The organism is Pedococcus sp. P2_D7, from assembly GCF_056404295.1.
On record NZ_JBFUEH010000006.1, the window covers coordinates 96,803 to 114,847 of the forward strand.

At 71.2% G+C, this 18,045-nt stretch carries 13 protein-coding genes; 2 read left to right on the plus strand and 11 right to left on the minus strand.

The genetic code is table 11. The annotated features are described in order from the left end of the window. Positions 1 to 27 precede the first annotated feature (27 nt). Positions 28 to 438, plus strand: coding sequence for a DUF2304 domain-containing protein (locus AC1DWJ_RS15510; protein ID WP_457252524.1), 411 nt, complete (start codon positions 28 to 30; stop codon positions 436 to 438). A gap of 2 nt (positions 439 to 440) precedes the next feature. Here AC1DWJ_RS15510 and AC1DWJ_RS15515 read toward each other — a convergent pair whose 3' ends face one another. From AC1DWJ_RS15515 to AC1DWJ_RS15560, 10 genes are all read right to left on the minus strand, one after another. Continuing rightward, positions 441 to 1,430, minus strand: coding sequence for a glycosyltransferase family protein (locus AC1DWJ_RS15515; protein WP_457252525.1), 990 nt, complete (start codon positions 1,428 to 1,430; stop codon positions 441 to 443). Next, on the minus strand, positions 1,430 to 2,236 hold the full coding sequence (locus tag AC1DWJ_RS15520) for a CDP-alcohol phosphatidyltransferase family protein (protein ID WP_457252526.1): 807 nt from the start codon (positions 2,234 to 2,236) through the stop codon (positions 1,430 to 1,432). The genes AC1DWJ_RS15515 and AC1DWJ_RS15520 overlap by 1 nt, the downstream gene beginning before the upstream one ends. Beyond that, positions 2,233 to 4,278 carry a DUF5941 domain-containing protein gene (locus AC1DWJ_RS15525; RefSeq protein WP_457252527.1) on the minus strand — a complete coding sequence of 682 codons (2,046 nt, stop codon included), beginning with the start codon at positions 4,276 to 4,278 and terminating at the stop codon, positions 2,233 to 2,235. Before AC1DWJ_RS15525 ends, AC1DWJ_RS15520 begins: the two co-directional genes overlap by 4 nt. Continuing rightward, entirely contained in the window at positions 4,275 to 5,024 is a 750-nt protein-coding gene (locus AC1DWJ_RS15530; RefSeq protein ID WP_457252528.1) for an ABC transporter ATP-binding protein, read from the minus strand. The genes AC1DWJ_RS15525 and AC1DWJ_RS15530 overlap by 4 nt, the downstream gene beginning before the upstream one ends. Next, on the minus strand, positions 5,024 to 5,836 hold the full coding sequence (locus AC1DWJ_RS15535; RefSeq protein WP_457252529.1) for an ABC transporter permease: 813 nt from the start codon (positions 5,834 to 5,836) through the stop codon (positions 5,024 to 5,026). Before AC1DWJ_RS15535 ends, AC1DWJ_RS15530 begins: the two co-directional genes overlap by 1 nt. Positions 5,837 to 5,958: 122 nt before the next feature. Further along, complete coding sequence (locus AC1DWJ_RS15540) at positions 5,959 to 7,158, minus strand: glycosyltransferase family 2 protein (protein WP_457252530.1); 1,200 nt, start codon at positions 7,156 to 7,158, stop codon at positions 5,959 to 5,961. Beyond that, positions 7,155 to 8,828 (minus strand): glycosyltransferase family 39 protein, encoded by a 1,674-nt coding sequence (locus AC1DWJ_RS15545; RefSeq protein WP_457252531.1) that lies wholly within the window; start codon positions 8,826 to 8,828, stop codon positions 7,155 to 7,157. The genes AC1DWJ_RS15540 and AC1DWJ_RS15545 overlap by 4 nt, the downstream gene beginning before the upstream one ends. Positions 8,829 to 8,899: 71 nt before the next feature. Further along, a complete protein-coding gene (locus AC1DWJ_RS15550) occupies positions 8,900 to 12,382 on the minus strand; it encodes a bifunctional glycosyltransferase/CDP-glycerol:glycerophosphate glycerophosphotransferase (RefSeq protein WP_477621257.1) in 3,483 nt (1,160 codons plus the stop codon). A gap of 136 nt (positions 12,383 to 12,518) precedes the next feature. Continuing rightward, positions 12,519 to 13,559, minus strand: a complete 1,041-nt coding sequence (locus AC1DWJ_RS15555; protein WP_477621258.1) for a glycosyltransferase family 2 protein — start codon at positions 13,557 to 13,559, stop codon at positions 12,519 to 12,521. Next, complete coding sequence (locus tag AC1DWJ_RS15560; protein ID WP_477621259.1) at positions 13,556 to 15,103, minus strand: LCP family protein; 1,548 nt, start codon at positions 15,101 to 15,103, stop codon at positions 13,556 to 13,558. Before AC1DWJ_RS15560 ends, AC1DWJ_RS15555 begins: the two co-directional genes overlap by 4 nt. Before the next feature lie 186 nt (positions 15,104 to 15,289). On the opposite strand from AC1DWJ_RS15560, the gene AC1DWJ_RS15565 reads away from it, so the two are divergent. Continuing rightward, positions 15,290 to 16,567, plus strand: a complete 1,278-nt coding sequence (locus AC1DWJ_RS15565) for an LCP family protein (protein WP_477621260.1) — start codon at positions 15,290 to 15,292, stop codon at positions 16,565 to 16,567. A 136-nt stretch (positions 16,568 to 16,703) separates the two neighbouring features. On the opposite strand, the gene AC1DWJ_RS15570 is transcribed toward AC1DWJ_RS15565, so the two are convergent. Further along, entirely contained in the window at positions 16,704 to 17,885 is a 1,182-nt protein-coding gene (locus tag AC1DWJ_RS15570; RefSeq protein WP_477621261.1) for an acyl-CoA dehydrogenase family protein, read from the minus strand. Positions 17,886 to 18,045: the final 160 nt, after the last annotated feature.

Genomic DNA, 18,045 nt, shown 5'->3' on the forward strand with positions numbered 1-18,045 from the left:
GCCGGCCGACCGCAGGAGTGCGCTGAGATGAACATCGTGCTGATCCAGGTCCTGCTGATCGTCGTCGTGGTGGCGGTGGCCGCCCGGCTGTTCCGGTCGCGCGGGGCCCGCTCGCAGGCGGTGCGCCGGCTCGGACTCCTCATGTTCGCGGCCTTCGCCGTCGTCTCGATCCTCTTCCCGAACCTGTGGAACCGGATGGCCACCGTCGCCGGCGTCCGGCGCGGCACCGACCTGGTCCTCTACGCCCTCGTGGTGGCGTTCCTCAGCTTCACGGTGACCACCTACCTGCGGTTCCGGGACTTCGAGGCCCGCTACACCCGCCTCGCGCGCAGGCTCGCCCTCGACGAGGTTCGCGCCAACGCGACCTCGAGGCCGGCAGCCAAGCCCGTCGCCGACGAGGACGGGGCGGACTCCCCGCCCGCGACCGACCAGGCCTGAGCTCAGGCCTCGAGCGTCGCCAGGGCCGCCTCGGCAGCCACCAGCAGGGTGTCCACGGCCAGCCCGGTGCCGTCGCTCGGGCGGCCACCGCGCTCGAGGGCCACGGCGAGGGCGGCGGCGTCGAGGGCGGACAGCTCGACCCCGAGCGGCCGGGGTGCGGTGTCGCTGGCGATGACGCGCGCGCCGGCGTCGAGCGCCTCGCGCACGATGACCGAGTCGCCGTCCCAGTCCGTCGGCCGCAGGAAGACGCCGGACGATGCCAGGACCGCACGGACCTCCTCGGCGGGCGAGTCGAAGGTCAGGGTCACCCAGTCGAGGGGGGCCACGGCCGCGCGCAGTCGTCCCAGGTGCTCACCGTCGTGGCCGTAGGCCAGCACGCGCAGCGTGGCATCGGGCCAGTCGGCCGCACGGAGGATGCGCACCGCCTCGACGGCGAGCTCGGCGCGGTAGTGCGCGAGGCCGGCGTTGGTCGCCACGGAGACGGCGTGCGGGTCACGCCGGGGAGCCTCGACCGTCGGGTCGGCCGGGGTGGGCACGAACGGCGTGACGACCCGCACCCGCTCCTGGAGCGAGTCGGGCAGCACCCCACGGATCTCGTCGTTGACGGCCCAGATCTCGTCGTAGGCGTGCAGGGCCAGGCGGAGCACGGTCGTGCCAGCACCACCCAGGCGCCGGACCTGCTGTTGCGTCGAGCCCGAGTGGAGCACGACGACGGTGCGCCCGGGCAGCACTGCGAACAGCGGTGCCAGCACCACCGCGCGCCAGAGCCGCGTGATGTGGAACAGGTGCAGGGTGCGGCGACCCCACCAGCCGGGGACCGAGCGGGCCGCCCGCGCGGCGGACCCGGTGTCGACGTAGGCCACGGCATACCCCTCGGCGCGCAGCGCCTGCGTCAGCTGGCGGTGGCTGGCGTGCACGCCCCCCACCTCGCCGTGCTCCTGCGCCCACTGGAGGACGCGGGCCGACCGGTGGGGTGCGCTGGCGCCGGCCATCAGTCCAGCCGCGAGCTGGTGAGGACGCCGACGAGGTGCCCGCCCGCGGTGACGAGGGCCAGCGGGACCATCACGGCGACCAGCACCTGCGTGCCGAGCAGGTCACCCCGCGCCACGTCGACGATGCCTGCCGCCAGTGCGAGCAGGGACGCCTCGACGGCGACGAAGGCGCGGAAGATCGGGAGGTAGCCCATCGCGCGACGGACCGCGGCGAGGCCGGACACCTTGGAGCGGGTCGTGGCGGCCACGTCCTCGAGGACCGGACGCCCGGTCTTCGCCCGCGCCACGTGGACCAGGTCGGTGAACGCCTTGTTGAGCAGGACGACCAGCGCGACCAGCAGCCCGAGCACGGTCCAGCCGCCGACGTCGCCCGGTTCGGAGAGCGACCACCCGTCGGCCCGCAGCCCCAGCGCGGCCGGGATGGCGGCTTCGGTGGCGTAGTGGCCGATCCGGTCGAGGTAGATGCCTGCGGGTGAGAACCTCTGTCGCCACCGGGCGACCTCGCCGTCGCTGCAGTCGAGCAGGATCTGCAGCTGCATGGCCAGCACGCACAGCAGTGGGCCGACGACGCCGGGGAGCGGGAGCAGCAGCGCCCCGACCACGCCGACGAGGATCATCAGCCAGGTGACGCCGTTGGGCGAGATCCGGGTCGGGAGCAGGGCACGCGTCGCGTAGACGGACAGGTGTCGGATGTAGAGGGCGCCGGCCCAGTGCTCGGCGTTGTAGCGCGCGATGTGCTCCGGCGGCTGCGCCACGGCGCGCAGCTCGGCGAGCGACGGGTGGTTGTCCGAGGGGTCGTGGTTCACACCATCACCTCCTCACCCGAGGTGACCGGGCCGGCCTCCGTGCGCGCCCAGGCCCGCCAGCCGAGGGCGGACTCCACGGCATACACGGCGATGAGGGCCAGGGCACCCCACGCGAGGACGGCCTGCACGGGTCCGCCCGCGGCCCACACGAGGACGAGGAGCAGCATCCGGCCGTCGACCCCGAGGGTCACCAGGGTGACCCACGCGCTCGCGGGCGACCCGGTGTCGCGCAGCCGGTAGACCACGTCGTACCGGTGCCAGGCGACGGCGGCGAGGTAGGCGAAGCCGGTCCAGCGGTGGACGTCGGGGGCGGCCACGAGCAGGGCGATGACCAGGACCGACTCGCTGGCCCAGAGGAAGGTGGGCAGCTGCCAGGCCAACCGGCTCTGCAGCGGGGGGTGTGAGCCCGCGCCGACGAGGAGCACGCCGACCGCGACCAGCGCCACCGCCACCCAGGGCTGGTCCGTGCGCCAGGCCACCAGCGCGGCGCCCAGCAGGACGAGCACCCCGAGGAGAGCCACGGCCAGGGGCGCCGGCAGGACACGGCCGGCCAGTCGAGCCACCGGCCCGAGGTCGGCCTGGTGGTCGAGGTGACCCCAGTGCTCCGCGGACAGCGCGTCGTCGGCACGGTGGTCGTCGAGGCCGAGCACCGCCTTGACCGTGCGGCCGCCCTGGGTCCAGACGAGCGCGAAGGCGACGGCGAGGGTGATGGCCCACAGGAGCCACTGGGGGTGGAAGGTGAGGAGGCCGACGGACAGCAGGAGATAGCGCTCGGCGATCGGCAGGTGGAGCACCTTCTTGGTCCAGAACACCGCCTCGGCGAGCCCTCGGCGCGCCGGGGGGATCGTCAGCCGAGCACCCTCCGGCCCGCTGTCGCGGGGTGCGTCGACCGGCACCAGGTCGGGCGTCTCGTGCGCCTTGGCGACGCGGCTGCGGTGGACGTAGGCGTAGTCCTCGAGGTGACGGGCCGTGATGAGCACCATCGCAAGGATCGCCAGCACCCAGAGGTCGGTCCCCCGCCGCTCTGCCACGACGGCCACGGCGGCGAGGAGCGAGTACTCCTTGATCCGGTCGCCGACCGCGTCCAGCCAGGCCCCTAGCGCGCTGAACCTGCGGGTGAACCGGGCGATCTCGCCGTCGACGCAGTCGATGACGATCGCCACCTGGAGGAGGACGGCCGCCGCCACCCAGGCCCAGCGGTTGTCGACCGCGGCGAGGCCCGACGCCACGAGCCCGACCCCGAGGCTGGTCACGGTGACCGCGTTGGGGGTCCAGTTCTGACGCAGGCCGACCGCCGTGACGCGGCGGGACATGGGGCGGATGACGCGGGTCGAGAAGTAGCCGTCGCCGCCGCGGGAGGCGCCGCGAAGTCGTTGCTGCCAGGCCGAACCCGGGGCGCCCACTGCTTCGTCGCTGCCCCGCCGGAAGGCGAACGGCCCCAGGGGGGACGAGCCGACGGCGACCCCGCCGCGGACGAGCACGAGCAGCGCCAGGTCGAACGGGTCGACCGCCGGGTCTGCCGCAGCCGGCGTCGAGGAGGCCGCCCGCCACACCTGTGCGGCCTGCGCGCGGACGGCACCGGAGAGCCGCACGACGCCGAGACCCACGTGCGTGGGAGCCGTGACGGTGTGCCGGGTGGTGCCCACCGAGTGCACGAGCTTCTGCTCGGGGTGCACCCGCAGGAGGGTCAGGTCGGCGCCGGGGGTCCGGAGCGCAGGCAGCTCGACGGTGATGGCGGCGGTGGGGTCGCCGGGGCGGTCGAGCAGGTCGAGGAGGGCCACCGGGCTGATGGTCAGGTCGGCGGCCACCAGCACCAGTGGCGCGACGTCGTCGCCCTCGGCGAGCGAGGCGAGTGACGCCAGCCAGTCGGGGCGGTCGGGACCCCACGGACCCGCCAGGGAGAAGCCGAAGGGGTCGAGCGACTCGCGCAGGTCGGCAGACGGCTCGTCCGCGCCGAGGAAGGCGACCGACCCGCCCGCAGAGTGTCCGTGCACGGCGCGGGCGGCCTCGCTGCCGACGAAGGGCTGCTCGTCGAGCCTCACGCCCCGGCATCCAGGTCGTGGTTGTAGCGGTCCAGCACGTCGGTGATCGGGCCGTCCATCTCGAGGTGTCCCTTCCGCAGGTAGAGACCCCGGGTGCTGAAGCGCTTGAGGTCGCTCTCGGAGTGGGACACGAGGAAGAGCGTGCGGCCGTCGGCGAGCATTGCCTCCATCCGCTTGTAGCACTTCTCGCGGAACGCCCGGTCACCCACGGCGAGCACCTCGTCGACCAGCACGATCGGCTCGTCGAGCGTGGTGACCACGGCGAAGCCGAGTCGCACCTTCATGCCCGAGGAGAAGTGCCGATAGGGCGTGTCCAGCCCGGCCCGGACCTCTGGCCCCGCGAAGTCGACGATCTCGTCGAAGCGCGCCTCGATCTTCTCCTTGCTCAGGCCGTGCAGACCGGCCGTGAGGTAGATGTTGTCGCGGGCCGAGAGCTCGCCGACGAAGCCGCCGGTCAGCTCGATCAGCGGGGCAACACCCCCGGTCACGTCGACCGAGCCCTCGTCGGGCAGGAGGACGCCCGCGATCATCTTGAGCAGCGTGCTCTTGCCGCCGCCGTTGCCGCCGACCAGGCCGACCGCCTCGCCGGCGTGGATGTCGAAGCTGATGTTGCGCAGCGCCCAGAAGGACTCCTTGGGTGCGCTGTTGCGGCCGTGGAACAGCAGCTCGCGCAGCTGCATCCGACGACGACGCGAGCGGTAGAACTCCACCCCGAGGTCGTGCACGGAGATGACGGGATCGGCCATCAGATCTCCTTCAGGACGGCGCGCTCGAGGCGGCCGAAGACGACGTTGCCGATGAGCAGCAGCAAGACCGTCACGACCAGCGACGTGCTGATGGCACCCCACGAGATCGCCTGTTTCCCCTCGTGGGAGAAGAACCCGGCTCGCATCATCTCGAGGATGCCGGTCATCGGGTTGAGCCAGGTCACCTTGTCGTAGGGCTTGGGGACGACGTGGCTGGCGTAGATGACGGGGGTCGCGTAGAAGAGCATCCGCATGAAGATGCGGATCACCCGCTGCATGTCAGTGACCAGCGCCGTCACCGGTGCCAGCAGGAGCCCGAGTCCGGTGAGCGCGACCGCCTGCACCACGATCGCGAACGGGAACATCAGCAGCCACCAGTTGAGGTGGGTGTCGTGCTTGACGAAGTAGATGGCGGTGAAGGCCAGCAGGACCGGGAGCGACAGCAGGTACTCGATGCCCTTGGAGAACACCACCCGTAGCACCCAGATCTCGCGCGGGAGGTTCGTCGACCGGACCAGCTTCGCCTCCTGGATCAGGGCCCGCGAGGTGTCCGTGAGGCAGCCGGAGAACCACTGCCAGGACAGCAGCCCGATCACGAGGAACAGGAAGTACGGCTTGTGGCCGATGTCGCCGCGCTTGAAGATGTAGACGAAGACGAGGAAGTAGATGAGCGACATCAGCAGCGGGTCGAGGACCGTCCAGACGTAGCCGAGCACGCTGCGCGAGTAGCGGACCCGGAGGTCGCGCACGATGAGGGTCCAGAGCACACTCCGCTTGGCCGCGATGGCCTGCGTCCGGGAGATGAGTCTCATTCGTCCTTGCCTGTCGTGTGCCGCGCGCGCGGCGGTTCCATCGGAGGCCATCTTCTCGCGGCGAACCCGCCGACGCAGCGTACGCCACACGGCATACCCGTCACTGCACTGATCCGCACCGCTCAGCCGCCCTGGCCGCGGACGCGCAGCAGCGCGTCGACCTGCTGCTTGGCGCGCTCGGGAAGGAGTGCCTTGAGCGTGCTGGTCGTGGCCCGGCGGACGAGCTGCACCGTCGTCGCGGGGCCCACCTCGCGCTCGATGGCGAAGCTGGCGAGGTTGTCGCGGGCCCGCTCCAGCCGGCCCCGGTCGTCGTCGGCCCAGGCCTTGCGGCCGCGCCGGGCGCGGACCACCTTGACGAGGTCGTCCATCCGGCCCGCGTCGGCCAGCGCGACATAGAGCCGCAGGGTGGGCGGCTGCGCGTCCAGGAGGCGCTGCGGCAGCCCCGACACGACGTGCCGGAAGAACGTGAGGTATGCCGCGCGGTAGGCGCCGTCCGACTCCGGCAGTGCCGCGGTGTAGAGCGGGAGGTCGAGCTGGAGCACCTTGACGTCGTGGTGCTCGCGCAGGCCGTGGAGCTGCTGCGCCTCGAGGAACTGGTCGACGTCGCGCACGGCCGCGAACCGGTCGGTGAGGTTGCCGAGCTCGTTGCGCCGCTGGGTGATCGAGCGCTCGCCCAGCCGGCTGCGCCAGCGGTACACCGGCTCGTGCACGACGGCCACCCGGCCCGAGAAGTGCAGGGCCCGCACGGTGACGGGCAGGTCCTCGTAGAGGACGCCCTCGGGGAACCGCAGACCGTGCTCGAGCAGGAAGGATCGTCGGTAGACCTTGTTCCAGGCCGTCGTGTCGAAGATCAGCGACGGGTCGTCGACCAGCACGCCGTGGTCGCCCACGCCCTGCAGGGCCCGGGCGTGCAGGGCGCTCGGCCAGTCGCGCTCGCCGTCGGTGCGGTTCACCGCACCCGTCGCGACGTGGACCCCGTCGGCGACGGCACGACGGACCAGCTCGGCGTACGCAGGCAGCAGCACGTCGTCGCCGTCCACGAAGCCGACGTACTCCCCCGTGGCGAGGTCGATGCCGACGTTGCGCGCGGCGCCGAGCCCGGCGTTGGACTGGTGCACGACCCGCCAGCCCGGACGGCCGGCGGCGATCGCGTCGCAGATGGCGGGGCTGGAGTCGGTGGAGCCGTCGTCGATGACGATGACCTCGGTGTCACGCGGGACGACCTGCGCCACCGACTCGAGGCACTCACGGACCCAGCGCTCGACGTCGTAGACCGCCACGACGACGCTGAGCAGGGGCGGCCGGCCCGAGGGCGCGGTCACCGCACCCGGTAGAGGGTCAGGTTGCGCGCATCGGACTCGAAGACGGGCTCCCAGGTGGACGGCGGCCCGGAGGGGTTCTTGATCGTCCAGGGGGTCAGTGCCGTGAGGCAGAAGCCACACGTGCGCGAGCCGGGCTGGAACAGCAGGACGTAGTCACCGCTGACCGGCTTGGCATCCTGGCCGGTGATCGACTCGGCCTTGCCCTCCCAGACCTTGTCGCCACCGAAGAACTCGCGCTGGTAGGCCGGCAGGATGCGGGCGGTCTCCCAGTCGGTCCAGACCGTGGTGGTCTTGAAGTCCTCCTGGTCGAGGTGGTCACGCAGCTCCTCGAGGGCGTCACCGCCGTTGGCCGCGAAGGCCGTGCTGGCGGGCCCGGTCGTCGCGTAACGGGCACCCTCGAAGACGGGGACGGCGAGGACGAGCACTGCCACGAGCGCGGGAAGGACGCTCGCGACCACCCGCGGCGCGCCGGCCGATGCGAGTCGTCGGACCACCCAGGCCGTCGCCAGGGCGGCGATCCCGGCCACGACCAGCGACTCGGCGGGAACGAACGGGATCCAGTAGCGGGCGATGTCGAGCCGGCCTCGAGGGTGGGCCGGGTCCAGTCCTCCGGCGGCCAGGACGGTGAGGGTGTAGACGCCCAGGAACCACCAGGCCATCAGGCGGATGCCGCCGTTGCGCACGAAGACGCCGAGCGCCGCGATCACGCCGATGACGACCATGGCGTGCCCGCCGGCCATCGCCCACGCCATCTTGGGGATGAAGGTGAAGTAGGTCAGGCGGGGCTGGTTGACGAGGTTGCCGTTGGCCAGCTCGCCGTCCGCCGTCTTGGTCGCGCTGATGTCCGTGCCGCTCAGGACGTGCAGCTTGAGCAGCGGGTCGCCGTAGGCGATGGCGCTGATGCCGATGTCGAGCGCGGCCCAGAACGCCAGCGGGAGCAGCAGGAAGACCGCCGTGCGGACGAGCCGGCCACGACGCCAGAGGATGACGGCGATGAGCGGCCAGGCCAGCATCGAGGTCTCGCGGGTCTCGAACCCCCAGCCGAGCAGGAAGCCCACGACGACGACCAGGGCGATGGTCCACCGGTCCCAGGACTCGCGGTCCCGAGCCATGAGGGCGACCACGATCGCGAGCGTGAAGATGGCCATCGACATGATGTCGGGGTAGCCACGCGACAGGTTGTAGAAGACGACGGTGTTGGACACGACGAGCACGACCGCGACCAGCCCGGCCAGTCGACCCCACCACCGGCGGCCCAGCAGGTAGACCGCACCCGAGAGCACCCCTGCCGACAGCAGCGGCCAGAAGTAGTAGGTGGCCTGGGCGTTGCGGAAGACGAAGGCCGGGGGCATCGACGCCAGGATGATGCCGTAGCGCGTGTAGCCGAGCGGGACCCAGGTGTCCTCCGGGAAGTGCATCGCCGCCCGCACGTAGTGCCAGGGGTCGGTGGGCACGATGATCGACCGGAAGACGTAGGCCAGGACCATCACGGCCACCCCGACGAGCACCGCGACGAGGACGTCGGCGCGCGACCACGCCGTGCCTGCGAGCCAGTCGCGACGCGGCTCGGCCGTCTCGGCCGGCTCAGCCGTCTCGGTCCGCTCGGGGTCGTCGACCACCTCTCGGGACGCCCGGGCGCGCTCGCGCCTGGAGTTCTCGATGTGGGTCAAGGGGTCCTCCGGAAGGTCGCGCGGGGTGGGGCCAAGGGTATCGGCTGTGTGTGCCAGTCCGGTCACGCCACTCAGCCGAGCACCCGGTCGATGAACCTCGCGGAGGCACCGCCGTCCTCGAGCCCGGTGAAGCGCTCGCGGAACGCTTCGTACCGCGCGGCATACTCGGTCGTCACCTCGTCGAGGCGCCCGAGGGCGTCGATGACGGCCACGGACTCGGTGAGCAACGGTCCGGGCGCGTCCTGCTCGAAGTCGAAGTAGAAGCCACGCAGGTTGTCGCGGTAGTCGGCCAGGTCCCAGGTGAAGAAGAGGATGGGCCGACCGGTGTTGACGAAGTCGAACATCACCGAGGAGTAGTCCGTGATGAGGACGTCCGACACGAGGTAGAGGTCGCGGATGTCGGGGTAGCTCGAGACGTTGCGGACGAAGCCCCCGAACATGGCGGCGTCGATCTCGGATGCCACGAGCTGGTGGCCGCGGATCAGCAGGACGCTGTCGTGGCCGTAGGCGCGGTAGAGCGCCTCGAGGTCGAGCTTCATCGTGAACTGGTAGCGACCGCTGGCGTCGTAGTCGTTGTCGCGCCAGGTCGGGGCGTAGAGGATCACGCGCTTGCCCTCGGGGAGGTCGAGCCGCCGCCGGGTGGCGTCGGCCTGCTCCTGGGCGAGCTCGGGCCGGTGGAAGATGTCGTTGCGGGGGTAGCCGATCTCGAGGACCTCGCCCGGGAACTGGAAGGCCTTGTTGAGGATCGCGGTCGAGAACTCGTTGGGTGAGACCAGGGCGTCCCACTTCGCGACGTCGCGCGCGAACTGGGTGAGGTAGTTCTTGTTGGACATCTGGATCGACTCGATGTCGAACCCGATCCGCTTGAGCGGCGTGCCGTGCCAGGTCTGGGCATAGGTGCTGCCCTCGCGCTTGACGTAGTGCACCGGCATCGAGTCGTTGCTCACGACCCAGCGGGCGGTGCCGAGCCGGCGGTAGTACTCCCGGCTGCCGGTGATGACGCGCGTGACGCCGTCGGGCACCTCCACGGCGTGGTCCTGCACGGCCCACACGCAGGTGCGCGGGTCGCCCTGGCGCTGCAGCTCCTCGAAGATGGCCCGCGGGTTGTCGGAGTACTGCCGGCCTTTCCAGGCCTCGAAGAAGACGGTGTCCTCGAGGGGTCGGCGGCGCTGGAGCCGGTAGTAGTACTTGCGGTTGCGCATCCGGTGCAACGCCCCGCGGTCCTTGTAGTCACCCGACGCGTCGACCACCAGCGACAGCTCGTGGGCGGAGTCCGAGCGCAGCTGGTAGGTCAGGCCGTCGACCGCCCCGACGCTGCCGAGGAGCGCCTCGGCGGTGCTGGCCGTCCGCACGCTGCGCTCGCGCTGGCCGTCGTCGTCGGTCAGGAGGTTGACGAACCAGCGGCCGTCCTCGAGCCAGCGCAGCACCGCGGAACCGGGCTCGCCGCGCGCCGGGATGGTGGCCTGCCAGCGCGTCCCGTCGGCGGTCACCGGGATCTGGTGGCTGGCGCCGCTGCCGGTGGTCAGGGAGAGCGCGTCCACCCGCGAACCGCTCGCGTCGCCCTCGAGGTGGAGCCCCTCGTCGGTCCAGCGGAACGACGTGAGGACCGGTCCGGGGCGCGCATCCCACAGGCGGGCACCGCCGTCGGCACCCTCGCGGACGACGACCGAGCGGTTGCGGACCGTGACGAAGGCGTCCTCCATCTCCGGCGCGAGGTGCAGCAGGGTGCGTGGCGGCGCGTCCAGTGGCTGGTCCGGGTCGGCGAGGCCGAGGACCCACTCACGCGCGGCGAAGGACGCCGCCCGCACCTCGAGCTGGTCGGCGCTGACCACGGCCGTGGCGGTGTGGCCGTCGATCGCGAGTGGGACGCTGAGCCCCCGGAGGGCATCCGTGCGGCGCAGGTAGAGGGCGGTGTCGTCCCAGTCGCCGACGGTCCGGCGCAGCGTGAAGCGGAGGTTCTCGCCCTCGGCGCTCACCGACTCCAGGAGGGCCTCGGTCCGGTAGACCGTGACGGTGAGCTTGCGCCCGTCGTAGCCCGGCACCGCGAGCTGGTCCGGGGCGATGAGTCGGCGTCGGGGGTGGCGGCCCGCCCCGAGCTCGGGGTTGCCCACGCTGGAGCCGCGGCGCGCGGAAGGGGTGGCGAGCTGCACCAGCAGCTCGTAGCTGGCCTCCTGCTGGCCGGGGGGCAGGTGGAGCCGGCTGCTCGGGATGCGGGCGCTGAAGCCGCCCGCGTCGTAGGAGACCGCCGTGCCCGTGGTGTTGGCGGTCAGGTCCGGACGGCGCACCCGGCGCGCGCGGACGGACGTGCGCTCGGTGGCCGGAGCACCCACGCGGCGCAGCTGGAACCGGCGCACCGAGGACACCGAGGTGGCCTCAGGGACCCGGTGGATGAAGGCGTGGCCCTCGACGACGAGGGAGTCGCCGTCCCACTGCACGTCGCGGACACCGGTCCGCAGCGGCTGGGACCGGGTCGTCTCGTAGACCGACGCCGGGATCCCCTTGCTGGCGTCGGTCCGGAAGGGGAGGTCGGCATAGAGGCGCACGCCCGACCGGACGAAGTTGCCGCGGTTCGCGGGCACTCGGTAGTAGTCCTGCACCTCGAGCAGCTCGGGCAGCATGCCCTTCGAGATCAGGTGGTACTGCAGGCGCCGGATCGGCGGGAGCTTCGCGACGGCAGCGGCCGGGATGCGCTCGAGGTAGCTGCCGACGAGCTCGACGACCCGCTCGCGGAACTCGTCAGTGCCCTCGTGGAGGACATCGATGAACAGCGGGATGTCGATCGACAGCACCTTCGCGTCGTGGATCGCCTTGCCCTGCTTGTCATCTCGCGCGACGAGGAAGTCGTCCACGGCAGCCACCGCGGCGAGGCGGTCGACGAGGTTCTTGGTCTCGGCCCGGCGCTGGGTGATCGACTGCACGGCGGTCTGGCGCTCGCGCCACAGGTAGACCGGGTCGACCAGGACGTCGACCGACCGGGCCAGGAAGTGCGCCGGGAGGGTCAGCGGGATGTCCTCGTAGTAGACGCCCTCGGGGAAGCGCAGGTCGTGCTCGGTGAGGAACGCGCGTCGGTAGACCTTGTTCCAGGCCGTGGTGTCGAAGATGAGCGAGGGCGTCTCGCGGATGTGGGTGCGCATCTGGTTGCGCATGATCGCCCTGCGGTGCAGCGGGGAGTTGAAGGTCTTGGCGCCGTCGAAGCGCAGCACGCCACCGCAGACGATGTCGGAGCCGCTCTCGGAGACGGCGTGGAGCATCAGCTCGTAGGCGTCGCGCGGGATGAGGTCGTCGGAGTCGACGAACGCGACGAAGTCCGAGCTCGAGTGGTCCATGCCGATGTTGCGGGCCCGTCCGAGGCCGCCGTTCTCGACGTGCAGGACCTGCCAGTGCGCGCGGTCCTTGGCGAAGGCGTCGGCCAGCTCACCCGAGCCGTCCGTCGAGCCGTCGTCCACGAGGATGACCTCGAGGTCCTCCAGCGTCTGGGCCACGAGGGAGTCCAGGCAGGCCACGAGGTAGTCGCTCACGTTGTAGATGGGCACGACGACGCTCAGCGAAGGCATGGAGGGGTGAGTCCCTTTCCGTGGGGGTCAGTCGGTGGGGTCAGTCGGGTTCAGGCCATGCTAAACGCAGGAGGGACCCCCGGCCCCCATCGGCGGCTGGCCGTTCAGGGCGGCCTCAGGCGACGCGGCGGACGCGTCAGGCCTGCTCGATCCGCACGCGGCTGGTGAGGAACCCCCAGCCCCACGCCAGGTGCATCGTGGGCAAGATCACGGGTAGCCAGACCCGGTCGCGCGGCTCCAGCCGCGGGTCGCGGACGCTGAGTCCACCCGCAGTGGTGAGCACGAGGTATGCCGCGGGCACCAGCCAGAGGGGCCACCACAGGAAGCCGCCGACCAGCCCTGCGACCACGCCCACCAGTGCGACCGGCGGGGCGAGGTAGCGCGCGTTGATGGTGCCCGCGTGGGTGCGGGCCACGACGCGACGCCAGCGCCCGTAGTCGCGGTACTGCCGCGCCAGCGCGGCCAGGGTCGGTCGGGGGCGGTAGGCCACGCGCAGCCGGGGCGAGAACCAGACGAGCCCACCGGCCTCGCGGATCCGGTGGTTGAGCTCCCAGTCCTGCGCCCGGACGAACCGCGGGTCGTAGCCCCCGAGCCGGGTGAGCCACTGCCGTCGGAAGACCCCGAGGTAGACGGTGTCGGCGGGTCCGGCCTCGCCGCCGGTGTGGAAGCGCGAGGCCCCGACGCCCAACCGGGAGGTCATGGCGGCTGCGACCGCGCGCTCGAAGGAGGTGACGCCTTCTGCGTCCATCAGGCCGCCGACGTTGGCCGCACCGGTCTCGTCGAGCAGCTCGACCGCCGTGCGCACGTAGTCGCGGTCCAGCACCCCGTGCCCGTCGACTCGGACGACCACCTCGGTGTCCCCCAGTGCGGCGATGGCAGCGTTGAGCGCCTCCGGGGTCCGCCCCGACGGGTTGGCGACGCTGCGGACGGCAGGGTGCTCGGCGCAGAGCTGCGCGGCGATCTGGTCGGTGGCGTCGGAGCTGGGCCCGAGCGCGAGCACGAGGTGGAGGTCGCCCGCGTAGTCCTGGCCGAGCACGGCGTCGACGGCTTCGCGAAGGTGCCGCTCCTCGTTGAGGATCGGCATGATGACGCCCACTGCCGGCGCCGTGGTGGGGGCCGCGGCGGTGGACGCGGTCTCGGCTGGCTGGGGGGTTTCGTCGTGGTGCTGGGTCGTCATGAGGCTGCTGAGCATACGGAGGAGAGGTCGTTCTCCGCCGCGTTGCCTGCTGCCTTGTTCGGGTCCTGCACCGCGGTGCCGGGCTGAGCGGCGGGCTTCTTCGTGCTGACCTTGGGCTTGCTGCCCGCGGTCTTGCCGGTCGTGGCCTTGGTGCTGGAGCCCTTCCCCTTGGCTGCCGCGGCCCGCTCGGAAGCCTTGATGGTCTTCTGGACCGTCGAGGTGATCAGGGTGGGGTCGTAGTCCCAGGGCTTCATGAGCGGGGGCACGAAGTTGACGCCACGGATGGGGTGCTGCCGCGTCTTCATGGCGAGGTCCGCGAACCGGCCGAGCTCGGACTGGGGCAGGTCGGTCTGGATGAGCCCGGAGCTGGCGCCCGCGATCTTCTGGAACCGGACCAGCACGGTCTGCGGGTCGAGCTGGTCGGCCATCGCGGTCATGACACAGCGCTGCCGGGCCATCCGCTCGTAGTTGGTGGACCCCTGACGGGACCGGGCGTACCAGAGCGCGTGGAAGCCGTCGAGGTGCTGCTCCCCCGGCTCGATCCACCCGACGATGGGCGACGTTCCGCCGCCGATCGGGGTGCGGTACTTGACGTTGATGTCCAGCCCGCCGACCGCGTCCACCATCTTCTTGAAGCCGCGCAGGTCGATCATCACGTAGTACTGGATGTCCATGCCGCTGAGCGCCTCGACCGCCTCGCGGGTGGCGAGCACCCCGGGGTTGGCCGTGCCGGGCGGGAACTTGGCGGCGTTGTTCTGGGCCCAGGTGTAGAGGCCGTTGAGAAGACACTCGTCGCCGCAGTTCCAGCCCTCGGGCATCAGCCGCGCCATCGTGGAGCCCGGCCGGAAGTTGATGTTCTCGGTGTCGCGCGAGAAGCCGAAGGTCACCGCGCTGCCGGTGTCGGCGTCGATGCTGACGAGCTGGATGCTGTCGGGGCGCGTGCCGACCCGGTCCCGTCCGGAGTCCGCCCCGAGCATCAGGATGTTGTAGCGGCCGTTGACGGCGCCCACCGCCTCGTGGCCCTGGAACAGCGCGCTCATGGCGTCCCGTCCGGCGCCCACCGAGCTCGCGGCATACACGAGGCCACCGGAGGTCACGACGAGCAGCGCGGCGGTCACGCCGGTGAGCCAGCGCCGGGTCGTGAGCAGGAGGGTCGCGGGGCGACCCAGTCGCCACGCGTCGACGAAGAGGATGGCCCAGAGGAGGGCGAAGCCGGCCAGCAGCCACTGGAGCACGGTGAGCACCCACCCCCGCCCGAGCACGCCGATGGCCAGCGACTGGCTGAGCATGAACACGACGGCGAGCACGACGGCCAGTGCCGCCAGCGAGGCCCAGACCCGCAGGGCGAACCTGCCGAGACCGCGGCGACCGGCCACGAGCTGGGCGCTGCCCGGGACCAGGAGCGTCAGGAGGACCAGCGTGAAGGCGCGCCGACGGCGCATCCGCGGGGTCAGCGAGTCGGCGTCACCGAGCCCACCGCCCGACCGGCGGGACAGGTAGACCCCGGTGTCAGCGCCCGCGTGCGCGGCATGGGAGGCCCTCATGGTGGACCAGTATCAGGCAGCACCAGTGTGATTCCTGTGACGCGTGTGATTTCCCGAGTGTCGCCGCATTCTGTCTGCCGCGGTCGGGTTCGTCCCGTTCTGCGGGCTTTGGGCGGCTCAGGGGCCAGCCGCCGAGTCCGTGCGGCGTTTTGCCAGTCCACAGGAGCGCACTGGACACTGGACGACATGACTGGACGCCGCAGCGGCCCCGACGACGCCCGAGCCATCCCCCAGAAGGGGTCCGGCGACGACGCGTCGGGACCTGGCGACGGCTCGGGAGAGGGCGCCGAGGGTGTCTACACCGTCGACGTCCGAGGCCGCCGTCGGCCTCGCTCGGGTGACGAGTCGTCGACCCGGGCCATGCCGGTCGGCGCCACCCGTCCGGCCGCGTCCGACCGGCCGCGCCGGGCCACCCCGCCGCCGGTCGACTCCGGTGGCTACGACGACGGTTATGACCACGGGTACGACGACGGGCCCCGGCGGCGGCGCCGGTTCCCCGCGGGTCGCATCGTGCTGCTGCTCATCGTCGCGTGGGTGGCGTTCATGATCTTCACGCCGCTGCACGCCTGGAACTCCGTGACCAAGGTCGACACCACCCCCGGCGGCACCCGCCCGGCTGACTCCAAGGGCTACAACTACCTGCTCGTCGGGTCGGACAGCCGCGAGGGGCTGACCAAGGCCCAGCGCAAGGAGTACGCCACCGGCAACGCGGCCGGTCGGCGCACCGACTCGATCATCCTGGTCCACGTCCCCGCGAACGGTGGCAAGCCCGCCCTCATCTCGCTGCCGCGCGACTCCTACGTCCCGATCCCGGGCCACGGCAGCAACAAGATCAACGCCGCGTTCGCCTTCGGCGGCCCCAACCTCCTCGTCCAGACCGTCGAGCAGGTGACCGACCTGCACGTCGACGGCTACGTCGAGATCGGGTTCGCCGGCTTCGCCTCCGTCGTCAACAGCGTCGGCGGCGTGAACATCTGCGTCCCATTCGCCATGAACGACAAGAAGGCCGGCATCAACCTCAAGAAGGGCTGCCAGCTCCTCGACGGCAAGAACGCCCTCGGCTACGTCCGCGCCCGCTACTCCGACCCGCGGGGCGACATCGGTCGGGCGGAGCGCCAGCGCCAGTTCCTCGCCGCGATCATGAAGAAGGCCCTGACCCCCTCGACAGTGCTGATCCCGACGCGCTACTGGTCGTTCTCCCACGCGTCGGCCCAGGGGCTCATCGTCGGCGAGGACACCTCGATGCGCGACGCCAGCCGGGTCCTGCTCGCGATGCGGGCGGTCTCCAACGACAAGGGCCTGAGCCTGGTCGTGCCGCTGTCCAGCCTCAACTACCAGACCAGCGCCGGCAGCTCGGTGAAGTGGGACACCGCCCGCGCGAAGGCGCTCTTCACGTTGCTGCGCAACGACACCCCGCTCGAGGCGCCCCCGGAGGGCACCGACGGCAAGCCCTCCGGCAACTGACCTCACCATTATCGGGTCTAGGGACAAAGGTGCGCTTCACCCTGGAACCGTTCTCGGGTGAAGCGCACCTTTCTCCAGCGAGGTATGCCGTCCACGCGGCATACCTCGCCTCCCACCACCGAGTCTGACGGCCTGGCTACTTGCGCGCCGTGGAGGCCAGGAGGTGACGGCCCATCACCATGCGCTGGATCTGGTTGGTGCCTTCGTAGATCTGGGTGATCTTCGCGTCGCGCATCATCCGCTCGACCGGGAAGTCGCGGACATAGCCCGCGCCACCGAGCAGCTGCACGGCGTCGGTGGTCACCTGCATCGCGACGTCGGAGGCGTAGCACTTGGCGGCGGCGCCGAAGAACGGCAGGTCCTTGTCGCCCCGCTCGGACTTGGCCGCGGCGACGTAGACCATCTGCCGCGCGGTCTCGACGGCCATGGCCATGTCGGCGAGCATGAACTGGATGCCCTGGAACTCGGCCACTGCCTTGCCGAACTGCTTGCGCTCCTTGACGTACGACACGGCGAAGTCGAGCGCCCCCTGGGCGATCCCGACGGCCTGCGCCCCGATGGTGACGCGGGTGTGGTCGAGGGTGCGCAGCGCGATCTTGAGGCCGTCGCCGACCTCCCCGACGACCCGGTCGCCGGGGATGCGCACGTGGTCGAAGTGCAGCTCGCGGGTCGGCGAGCCCTTGATGCCGAGCTTGCGCTCCTTCTCCCCGAAGGTGAAGCCCTCGTCGGACTTCTCGAGGACGAAGGCGGTGACGTTGCTGCCGCGCTTGCCGTCGGGGTCGGTGACCGCGAGGACGGTGTAGTACTCCGAGATGCCGGCGTTGGTGATCCACGACTTCTGGCCGTTGACGACCCAGTCGTCGCCGTCGCGCGTGGCGCGCGTCTTCATGGCTGCGGTGTCGGACCCGGCCTCGCGCTCGGACAGGCCGTAGGAGAACGTCGTCCGCCCCTCCGCCAGCGGGGTGAGGTAGCGCTTCTTCACGTCGTCGTTCGCCGCGAGGATCAGCGGCATGGTGCCGAGCTTGTTGACCGCCGGGATCAGCGAGGCGGAGGCGTCGACCCGGGCGACCTCCTCGATGACGATGCACGTGGCGAGCGCGTCAGCACCAACACCGCCGTACTCCTCGGGGATGTGCGGGGCGAAGAAGTCCGAGGCGACCAGGGCGTCGTGCGCCTCCTGGGGGTAGCGCGCCTCCTCGTCCACGGCCGCGGCATACGGGGCGATCTTGTCCTCGGCGACGGCACGCACCGCCCCACGGAGGGCCTCGTGGTCCTCGGAGATCTTGAACAGGTCGAAGGCGGGGTTACCAGTGCTCACAGTCCCTCAGGTTACCCGCTGGTATGCCGTCTGTGAGGGGCCGCGCGTGTGGGCTTGCCGACACCTGCGGATCGCCGACAGATCGGACCCGGTTCGGTCGGTCGCTCCGCCACCGTCCCCGCGAACTGATAGGAAACTCCCGACCCACGCTCCGGGCCCG